Source organism: Mangrovactinospora gilvigrisea (assembly GCF_001879105.1).
Lineage (GTDB): Bacteria > Actinomycetota > Actinomycetes > Streptomycetales > Streptomycetaceae > Mangrovactinospora > Mangrovactinospora gilvigrisea.
This window is the reverse complement of record NZ_MLCF01000172.1, coordinates 1-6,429: the sequence shown is the minus strand read 5'-3', so window position 1 is coordinate 6,429 and position 6,429 is coordinate 1. Positions and strand designations below refer to the sequence as shown.

The 6,429-nt window shown below is 70.9% G+C and carries 5 protein-coding genes; 2 read left to right on the top strand and 3 right to left on the bottom strand.

Going from position 1 to position 6,429, the window contains the following annotated elements:
- Positions 1-132: 132 nt before the first annotated feature.
- Positions 133-2,709, bottom strand: a complete 2,577-nt coding sequence (gene pcrA, locus BIV57_RS22840) for a DNA helicase PcrA (protein WP_071658775.1) — start codon at positions 2,707-2,709, stop codon at positions 133-135.
- A 114-nt stretch (positions 2,710-2,823) separates the two neighbouring features.
- Positions 2,824-3,177: a hypothetical protein gene (locus BIV57_RS22835; RefSeq protein WP_071658774.1), complete on the bottom strand. Its 354-nt coding sequence runs from the start codon at positions 3,175-3,177 to the stop codon at positions 2,824-2,826.
- 282 nt (positions 3,178-3,459) lie between these two features.
- Between BIV57_RS22835 and BIV57_RS22830 the strand changes: the two genes are divergently transcribed.
- The gene (locus tag BIV57_RS22830) at positions 3,460-4,608 is read left to right on the top strand and encodes a C40 family peptidase (protein WP_071658773.1); all 1,149 of its coding nucleotides are present in this window, start codon (positions 3,460-3,462) and stop codon (positions 4,606-4,608) included.
- A 331-nt stretch (positions 4,609-4,939) separates the two neighbouring features.
- Positions 4,940-6,247: a Bcr/CflA family multidrug efflux MFS transporter gene (locus BIV57_RS22825; RefSeq protein WP_071658772.1), complete on the top strand. Its 1,308-nt coding sequence runs from the start codon at positions 4,940-4,942 to the stop codon at positions 6,245-6,247.
- 78 nt (positions 6,248-6,325) lie between these two features.
- On the opposite strand, the gene BIV57_RS22820 is transcribed toward BIV57_RS22825, so the two are convergent.
- On the bottom strand, positions 6,326-6,429 hold a 104-nt coding region (locus BIV57_RS22820), incomplete at its 5' end, for a LuxR C-terminal-related transcriptional regulator (protein ID WP_139275771.1).

The following is a 6,429-nucleotide window of genomic DNA, read 5'->3' as shown; positions in this document are numbered from 1 at the left end:
GGCGCCCGAGCTCGTTCGTAGTGGTTCTCCGTACGTGCTTGGGGGACGCGCCGCGTCCGGTGGGACGCCGGGGCGGAGGGGCGCCGCGGAGGGCGCCGGCACCGCGCGGGCGGCAGCCGCCGCCGCGGCGCGCTACAACTTCTCCACCGGCGCGTACTTCAGCAGCAGCCGCTTCGTGCCCTGCCCCTCCCCGAAGTCGATCGTCGCCTGCGCCTTCTGGCCCTCGCCCCGCACCTCCACCACCGTCCCCAGCCCGAACTGGTCGTGCGTCACCCGGTCCCCCACCGCGAGCGACACCGGCACCCGCTCCTGCATCTTCCCCGTGGCGAACGCCGGCGTCGCCGACCTGCGGCGGCCCTTCATCTCCGTCAGCGACACCATCGCCTCGGCCGCGGCCTCCGCCGGCGTCATCGCCTTGCCCCCGCGACCGCCGCCGGCCCCGCCGGCCCCGCGCCCGCGCCGCCCCCGCGGCTCCGGCGGTGCCGCCGCCGTCTGGGTGCCGCCCTTCCACTCCACCAACTCCGCCGGAATCTCGGCCAGGAACCGCGACGGCGGGTTCCACGACGGCTGCCCCCACGCCGAGCGCATCGCCGCCCGCGCGACGTACAGCCGCTCCCGGGCGCGCGTCAGCCCCACGTACGCGAGCCGCCGCTCCTCCTCCAACTCCTTCGTGTTGCTCATCGCGCGCATGTGCGGGAAGACCCCGTCCTCCATGCCCGTCAGGAACACCACGGGGAACTCCAGCCCCTTCGCGGTGTGCAGCGTCATCAGCGTGATGACGCCGGCGTCGTCGCCGTCCTCCGCGTCCGGGATCTGGTCGGAGTCGGCGACCAGGGACACCTGCTCCAGGAACTCCGGAAGCGTGCCCTCCTCGTTGACCTGCTCGAACTCCAGCGCGACGGAGGCGAGTTCCTGGAGGTTCTCCACCCGGGTCTCGTCCTGCGGGTCCGTCGAGTTCTGCAGCTCCGCCAGGTAGCCGGACTCCTCCAGGACGGCCTCCAGCACCGTCGCCGGTGCCGCCCCGCTCGCGGCCACCGTCCGCAGCTTCTCCAGCAGCTCGTTGAACTTCTTGACGGCGTTCATCGAGCGCGCCGCCATCCCGTAGGCCTCCTCGACCCGGGCCAGCGCCTGCGGGAAGGAGATCCGCTCGCGCAGCGCCAGCGCCTCGATCATCGCCTCGGCGCGGTCGCCGATGCCGCGCTTGGGGACGTTGAGGATGCGCCGCAGCGACACCGCGTCCTCCGGGTTGGCCAGCACCCGCAGATAGGCGAGCACGTCCCGGACCTCGCGGCGGTCGTAGAAGCGGACGCCGCCGACGACCTTGTAGCGCAGCCCGACCCGCATGAAGATCTCTTCGAAGACACGGGACTGCGCGTTCGTCCTGTAGAAGACGGCGACGTCGCCCAGCCTGGCGTCGCCCTCGTCGCTGAGGCGGTCGATCTCCTCGGCGACGAACTGCGCCTCGTCGTGCTCGTTGTCGGCGATGTAGCCGACGATGCCGGCGCCGTTGCCCGAGTCCGTCCACAGCTTCTTGGGGCGGCGGTCGCTGTTCTTCTCGATCACCGCGTTGGCGGCCGTCAGGATCGTCTGGGTGGAGCGGTAGTTCTGCTCCAGCAGGATGGTGCGGGCGTCCGGGTAGTCGACCTCGAAGTCGAGGATGTTGCGGATGGTGGCGCCGCGGAAGGCGTAGATCGACTGGTCGGCGTCGCCCACCACGCACAGCTCGGCGGGCGGCACCGCGCCCGGATCCGTCCCCGCCGCCCCGCCGACCAGCTCCCGCACCAGCGTGTACTGGGCGTGGTTGGTGTCCTGGTACTCGTCGACCATGACGTGCCGGAAGCGCCGCCGGTAGTGCTCGGCGACCTCCGGAAAGGCCTGGAGCAGGTGCACCGTGGTCATGATGATGTCGTCGAAGTCCAGCGCGTTGGCCTGCTGCAGCCGCGCCTGGTACATCGCGTACGCCTCGGCGACCTTCTTCTCGTAGTCGTCCTTGGCAAGGGCCGCGAACCCCTCCGGGTCGACGAGCTCGTTCTTCAGCTTGGAGACCTTGGCGCTGAAGCTCTTCGGCGGGAACCGCTTGGGGTCGAGGTCGAGCTCCCGGCAGACCAGCGCCATCAGGCGCTTGGAGTCGGCCGCGTCGTAGATCGAGAAGTTGGAGTTGAAGCCGAGCAGCCGGTGCTCGCGGCGCAGGATGCGGACGCACGCGGAGTGGAAGGTGGCCACCCACATCGACATCGCCTGCGGGCCGACCAGCGCCTCGACGCGCTCCTTCATCTCGCCGGCGGCCTTGTTGGTGAAGGTGATCGCCAGCACCTCGCCGGGCCGGACGCCGCGCGCGGCGAGCAGGTAGGCGATCCGGTGGGTGAGCACCCGGGTCTTGCCGGAGCCCGCACCGGCGATGATCAGCAGCGGCGAGCCGGTGTGCAGGACCGCCTCCCGCTGGGGGCCGTTGAGCCCCTCGAGCAGCGCCTCGGGGTCGGCGACGGTGCGCGGGGCGCCGTTGCCGTGGTAGCCGCCGGGGTGGCGTTCGTCACCGGGCTGCCCGAGGCCGAAGGCCATCGGCGGGGGGCCGTCGAAGAGGTCCCCGAAGAGGTCGTCCGGCAGCGGTTCGGCGGGCGTCGCGGCCTCGTCCTCCTCCTCCGGGGGCGCGTCGGAGGGCGGCTCCTCCTGGAGCCCGGTCAGGGGGACGTCGTCAAAGAGAGAACTCATCGCCCGAAAAGTCTAGGCCGCCCCTACGACAAGCGGGGGCGGCCCGGGCGGCCCGAGGAGGGCCGGTGGATCGAAGAGCGATCGGGGAGTGATCAGGGAGCGATCGGCGAGCGATCAGTTCCACATCACGGCGATGCACATGTTCGCAAGTGTCAGCAGGGCGATCGAACCGGTCACCGCGGTGGACACCTTCTCCTTGCCGCGGTTCACGTACACCAGGCCCAGGATCACCAGGAGCACCACCAGCTTCACGCCGATCTTGACGTGATCCACCTGGTGGCCGGAGCCGTCGTTGAGGCCGACCAGCGCCAGTCCGGTCACCAGCATCGTGAGCGCGCCGTGCATCATCGCCGGCGTCACGCGGGTGTTGCCGCCCTTGATCTGCTTCATCTGGGTCAGGAAGCCGCCCAGCAGGCTGGCCACGCCGACCAGGTGCAGCACCACGAAGATCTGAATAAGCACGCCCATGGGGCCGAGCGTAACCGCCGTCCGATCCGATCCGGCCACCGCCCCCGGGGACGAGCGGAGGGCCGGCATCCCCTTCGATCCGCGCCCTGTGGTCATACGATCCCACTTACTGATCGAATCGGTCATGGTTGTACGCCAATTTCAAAAACTTTCGATCAGAAGTGGTCAGCCGGTCGAACTCTCCTCCCCCTGCCGTCTAGCGTGCTCCCCCAAGCGGCTCGACACGTCCCCACGGCCGCGGCGGCCCCACCGGGCCACGAGCGGAAGGAGCGGCACATCCGCATGGCGCCCCACAGCAGGCATCGCAAGCCCCGCTCGGCCCTCGCGTCGCGCGGCGGACAGACGGCGACCGGCGCGACGATCGCCGCCCTCGCCACCGTCACGGTGATGGCCCAGGCAAGTCACGCGGACCCGCAGCCCTCCATCGCGGACGTGCAGAAGCAGGTCGACGAGCTCAACCACCAGTCGGAAGCCGCGACCCAGAACTACGACCAGGCGCAGGAGCGCACCGCCGGACTGCAGAAGCAGGTCAACAAGCTGGAGGACAAGCTCGCCGGCAAGACCGCGGCGATGCAGTCCACCCAGGACGCCATCGGGCGCCTCGCCGTCGCGCAGTACCAGAGCGGCGGTGTGAGCGAGGTCATGAAGCTCGCCCTCGCCAAGGACCCGACGCAGTACCTGAGCGGCATGGACCTCATCAAGCAGGTCAGCCAGAACCAGACGGACACGCTCAAGCAGTACGTCCACGACCGCGCCCAGGTGCAGCAGAGCGCCACCGCGGCGAACAGCAAGCTGGCCGAGCTGCAGAAGGAGCAGGCCAAGGCGGCCGCCGCCAAGCGCTCGGTGCTCGCCAAGCTGAAGCAGTCGCAGGACCTGCTGAAGCATCTGACGGCCCAGCAGAAGGCGAAGCTGGCCGCCGAGCAGAAGGCGAAGGAGGAGGCCGCCGCCAAGCAGGCCGCCAAAATCGCCGCCGCGGCAGCCAAGAAGGCCAAGGAGCAGCAGAGCAGCGGCAGCGGTTCGTCCGGTTCGTCCTCCGGTTCCTCCGGCGGCTCCTCGTCCGGCTCCTCCGCGAATGCGGCGCAGATCACGGCGAAGGCCCTGGCGTTCGCCAAGGCGCAGCTCGGCGAGCCGTACGTGTTCGGCTCCAACGGTCCGAATTCCTGGGACTGTTCGAGCCTGATGCAGGCGTCCTACCGGGCGGCCGGGGTCTCCATCCCGCGCACCACCTTCGAGCAGGTGAAGATCGGCCACCGCGTGTCGCTGTCGGACATCAAGGTCGGCGACCTGATCTTCTATTACTCGGACATCAGCCACGTTGCCATGTACATTGGCAACGGTAAGATGATCCAGGCCCCCCACACCGGCGCCTACGTGGACGAAGGTCCGATCACCGAGATGCCGATCTACGGAGTGGTTCGCGTGGTGGGCTGACACCACTCCCCATGAGCGTGGCCTCCCGCTACTCCCCCCCCCAGCGGCAGGTCACTACGACGGCCGATCCGGTTCATCCCCCCCCAACCGGATCGGCCGTCCCCTTTCCCCCGCCTTGGGCATCCCATGACCCGGGCCTTTGACGTGACGTGACTCCCGTTGCCCGGCCGCGACTTCCCTCTCCGCGGGCGTGTGCGGTAAGACGGTGTACGGAGCATCCACCGGAAATCCCACCGGACTCGCCGTCCGAGCGGTCAGCGCTGCCCGCATCCCCGGACCGGCCCTCCTCCCAGCCGCACACCCGCGACCCCACGACTGGAGTCATCCCCCCATGCCTCGCCCCGAGCGGAGCACTTCGGCGGCCGCGTCCGCCGCCCCCCACCTCCCCGTCCCCAGCAGCGCACCGACACCGCCCGCCGAGCACCGCGGCCGCAAGACCGCCACCGGCGCACTCCTCGTCTTCACCCTGGGCTCGCTGACGGCCCTGCCGCCGCTCTCCATCGACATGTACATCCCGGCGCTGCCCACCGTCACCCACGCCCTGCACAGCGACGCCTCGACGGTCCAGCTCACCCTGACGGCCTGTCTCGCCGGCCTCGCGCTGGGGCAGTTGGTGCTCGGCCCGCTCAGCGACTCCTGGGGACGCCGCCGCCCGCTCGTCGCCGGCATGGTCCTCTTCGTCATCGCCTCCCTGCTGTGCGCCGTCGCCCCGACGGCGCCGATGCTCACCGGGCTGCGGCTGATCCAGGGCGCCTCCGGCGCGGCCGGCGTGGTCATCGCCCGCGCCATCGTCCGCGACCTGTACTCCGGCGTCGCGGCGGCCCGCTACTTCTCCTCGCTGATGCTGGTCTCCGGGGTGGCGCCGATCGCGGCGCCGGTCATCGGCGGGCAGCTGCTGCGCATCACCAGCTGGCGCGGCATCTTCGTGCTGCTGGTGGTCCTCGGCTCGCTCATCCTGCTGCTCGCCGCGATCAAGCTGCCCGAGACGCTGCCGCCCGAGCGGCGCCACCGCGGCGGGCTGCGCACCGCGCTGCGCACCATGCGCGGCCTCGGCGCGGACCGCGTCTTCTCCGGCTACGTCCTCGCCGGCGGCATCACCTTCGCGGCGATGTTCGCCTACATCAGCGGCTCGTCCTTCGTGGTGCAGGACGTCTACCACGCCTCGCCGCAGACCTACAGCCTGCTCTTCGGCGTCAACTCCGTGGGCATCGTGGCGATGGGCCAGCTCAACGGGCGGGTCCTGGTGAGGCGCTTCTCGCTGGTGCGGCTGCTCGGCACCGGCATCGCGCTGGCGCTGGCGGCCGGCGTCGGCCTGCTGCTGGTGGTCTCGCTCACCGACGCGGGGCTGACGGCGGTGGCCGTCCTGCTGTGGCTGATGGTCGCCTCGATGGGCATGGTGATGCCCAACGCGACGGCGCTGGCGCTGGGCAGGGCGGACCACTCCGCGGGCTCGGCGTCCGCGCTGCTCGGGACGCTCCAGTTCCTCATCGGCGCGGCGGCCGCCCCGCTGGTCGGCCTCGGCGGGACGGGCTCCGCGCTCCCGATGGCGATCGTCATCACCGGGGCGACGGTCCTCGCCATGGCCGTCTTCCTCACCCTGTGCCGCCCCTGGCAGCACACCCACCCGGCCGACGCGTAACGCCCGCCCCGGCCCCTCCCCCCGCCCAGGCGAGGCCTGGGCGGGGGCGGCGAACCCGGCACCGCGCGAACCGCGACGTCAGACGAGCCGCCGCGCCGTCGCCCACCGCGTCAGCTCGTGACGGTTGCTCAGCTGCAACTTCCGCAGCACCGCCGACACATGGCTCTCCACCGTCTTCACGG

Excerpts from the sequence above, each read along its gene's own strand:
- BIV57_RS22830 (WP_071658773.1), top strand. The coding sequence starts at position 3,460 with ATGGCGCCCCACAGCAGGCATCGCAAGCCCCGCTCGGCCCTCGCGTCG.
- BIV57_RS22825 (WP_071658772.1), top strand. The coding sequence starts at position 4,940 with ATGCCTCGCCCCGAGCGGAGCACTTCGGCGGCCGCGTCCGCCGCCCCC.
- BIV57_RS22835 (WP_071658774.1), bottom strand. The coding sequence starts at position 3,177 with ATGGGCGTGCTTATTCAGATCTTCGTGGTGCTGCACCTGGTCGGCGTG.
- pcrA (WP_071658775.1), bottom strand. The coding sequence starts at position 2,709 with ATGAGTTCTCTCTTTGACGACGTCCCCCTGACCGGGCTCCAGGAGGAG.